Raw genomic sequence first — 3,198 nt, forward strand, 5'->3', positions numbered from 1 at the left:
CTGCTGGATGTAAGCGAAGTGATCAGCCAGCCGGTTTATGATACACAGGAATCGATTTATACCGATATGCTGAAGGAATTAAAAGAGGCAGCAGCACAGCTTACCGCAGAGCCGGGTCTAAGCTCCTTTGGTTCAGCCGATATCCTGTTTAATGGCAATGCAGAACGCTGGGTGCGTTTTGCCAACTCTCTTCGGCTTCGGCTGGCCATCCGCGTTCGGTATGCCAACGAAACATTGGCAAGAGAACATATTACAGATGTAATTGGAAAGCCCCTGATCGAAGCGAATAATCAGGCGGCTACTCTCCGGACCATTGATGGCGCAGATATTAATAATCGGAACCCTTTGTATAATTCTTACCTGAATTCCAATGGCTACCCGCTTTGGGTTGGTTTAACCGTAACCCAGAACCTGCTGCAACGCAACGATCCCCGCCTGGAGAAATTTGCGGATCCTGCAACAGATGGTGTATCCGGTTACAAAGGCCGCCCGATGTGTTTATTTGCTGATGAAAAACTGCCCTATGGCGAATCAACCACCGCTTTCCTTGATTATTCTTTCCGCACTCCTGTATACGATATCCAGGTAATGAATGCTGCTGAAGTAGCTTTTCTGCGAGCAGAAGCTGCACTTGCCGGACTCACCAATGAAGATGCGGAAGCCATGTACCGTAAAGGTATTGAGCTTTCTATGACCCAATACAACGTGGCAGCAGGAGCTATTACAGCTTACCTGGGCGATGAATTTGGCTCTCTTTCAGGCGCTGAAGAAGAACAACTGCGCGAAATCATTATTCAAAAATACCTGGCTAATTTCTGGCTGGGTGCAGAAAGCTGGGCGGAATACCGCAGAACCGGGTACCCCGAAATCTGGACCGGCAGCGACCTGGGAAGTACCAATGGCAGAATTCCCCGCAGAGGAACATATCCTCAGACAGAATATTCACTCAACGAGAAAAATGTACGTGCTGCAGCTGCCCGTTTGCAGGGCGGAGATCTGATGACCAGCAGGATCTGGTGGGATTCAAAACCCGGACTTCCCTATCTACATCCGAAACAAGGACAGTTTCCTCCTGAGATCTACTAAATAACCGCTTTGGTTGTTGTTATGAACAATGCATTCAATACCGGGTAGTACCCGCCCATTGAATGCATTGTTCGTTACTGATCTTTGAGGAAGCGGAGCAGGGTATCCATGTCTTCTTTTCGATGATGGCTGTTCAGAACGATCCGGGTAATAATACCATCTGCCGGTGTAGGATAAGCGAAACTGCTGATAAGTATATTCTGTTCCAGCAGAAAACCAGCCAACTCATTGCGCATGCAATAAATAACCGGATAGTTTTCAATATGCCTGAAGCCGGAAACCTGCTGCAATCCTCCCTGGAAATAGATAATATTTTCCCGCAGTTGTTTGCGTTCCTGTTCGTAAATAGCTTCCCCCTGCAGGCAGGCATACAAGTAGGCGGGAGCAATTGGAGAGGCCGCGGTAAAATACGGGCTTGTCCGGAGTTGATTAATGGTATGCCTGTTGCTAAGGATAATGCCGCCAGGTATGCCCATGGCTTTTCCCAGTGAAGAAACTACTATACTGTCAATAGGCGCCCGGTCTTTTATGCCTGCATATATACCTTCGCCATTTTTTCCGGTAATACCCAGGCCATGCGAATCGTCTACAATTAACAAAATGGACTTATTGCCGGGGAGTTGATCTATCCAGGAAAAATCATGATAAGCAGCTTTCAGGGGGTCTATGGAATTACACACCAGAATGATTCGGTCGTCCGCAACAGCTGCAATTTTTTCCGGCAGTTGTGTTGCCCAGTTTTCAAAGGATCCGGTATAGTAATCCTGTTTTGTTCGCAACAAGGCGGGGTGGCTGTCGGGTGCATACATAAATGTACCCGTGCCTTCATAAAAGCGGATAACCAGTTGGGCGGCCATAAAGCCGGAAGAAATGGTTAGGGTTGCTTCCGCGTGTAATCGTTCGGCCAGGGCCTTTTCTGTTTGTTCATAAACCGGGAGCGTAAAATTTCCCGAACGTGAACTGCCATAATTGGTTCCGTATAACTGCATTCCTTCTTCAAGGAGGCGGGTAAATGCAGCATTATGATTCATGCAGAGATAGGCCGTGCCACTAAAGTACAAATGTGGTACCCCATTAATAACAACTACCCTGTCTGGCATGGCAGCTCCCTGGTGGGAAAAGGTCTGGTTCAATAGTTTATTTTTTCGCTGGTTTCAGCAAATCTAACAATGCCCAGGTTAAACTTTTAATTCCAGTTTCCAATGCCGGATCCAGGGTTGGCAGGTAAAGGGGGGAGTGGGTGGATACAAAAGGACCGGTTCCAACTGTACCTACCGAATAAATAAGGGTTGGAAGGGGTGGTTCGGTTTGGCGGTACATGCCAAAATCCTCTCCATACATTTCAGGCTGCAGCTCTTGTACCCGCTCTTTGCCCAGTTTTTCCTGGAAGACGGCACCTATTCGCCGACTCAGTACCGGATCATTATACACCAGCGGGCTGGATTCATTCCGGAGTTGAATAACAGGAAAATCTTTTTCTTCCAGTCCGGCGGCATGGGCTATGCCATTAGCCATACGTTGAATACTTTTTATCATAGCCGCCTGAACGCTGTCGTTCAGAGATCGGATGGTGAGGCCCAGCGACACTTCTGATGGAATGGTATTGGAATTGGATCCACCGTGGATGGAACCTATGGTAAGTACCGCAGGTTCGGCCGGGTTCACTTCCCTGCTTACAATGGTTTGAAGCGCCATAATAAGCTGCGCGGATAAAACAATGGGGTCTTTGGAAAAATTGGGCATTCCACCATGGCCGCCTTTTCCTTTTACAGTAATATCCAGCAGATCAATTTTTGCCAATGCACTTCCTGCGCAATAACCTACTGTGCCTGCTGGTAATTTCGAATTTACATGCAATGCAAGGGCATAATCGGGCTTGGGAAACCTGGTATATAAACCATCTGCCAGCATTGCTTTGGCCCCGGCTGCTTTTTCTTCAGCCGGTTGTGCAATGAACACCAGGGTGCCTTGCCAATGTTTTCGGTAAGCGTTCATAAAACCTGCAACAGCCAACCAGGTGGTCATGTGAAAATCGTGCCCACAGGCATGCATAACCGGAATTTCTGTGCCCTGCTTATTGGTGACAGTTTTTGTACTGGCATAGGCTACCCC

The 3,198-nt window shown here is 47.9% G+C and carries 3 protein-coding genes; 1 reads left to right on the forward strand and 2 read right to left on the reverse strand.

The features are described 5' to 3' along the window. On the forward strand, nucleotides 1-1,086 hold a 1,086-nt coding region (locus A1D16_RS14700), incomplete at its 5' end, for a SusD/RagB family nutrient-binding outer membrane lipoprotein (protein WP_290710824.1). A gap of 74 nt (nucleotides 1,087-1,160) precedes the next feature. On the opposite strand, the gene A1D16_RS14705 is transcribed toward A1D16_RS14700, so the two are convergent. Continuing rightward, on the reverse strand, nucleotides 1,161-2,219 hold the full coding sequence (locus tag A1D16_RS14705; protein WP_290710826.1) for an aminotransferase class I/II-fold pyridoxal phosphate-dependent enzyme: 1,059 nt from the start codon (nucleotides 2,217-2,219) through the stop codon (nucleotides 1,161-1,163). Between the two features lie 4 nt (nucleotides 2,220-2,223). Further along, nucleotides 2,224-3,198, reverse strand: a 975-nt coding sequence (locus A1D16_RS14710; protein ID WP_290710828.1) for an amidohydrolase, incomplete at its 5' end; no start/stop codon positions are given.

Source organism: Flavihumibacter sp. CACIAM 22H1 (assembly GCF_001601815.1).
Lineage (GTDB): Bacteria > Bacteroidota > Bacteroidia > Chitinophagales > Chitinophagaceae > Flavihumibacter.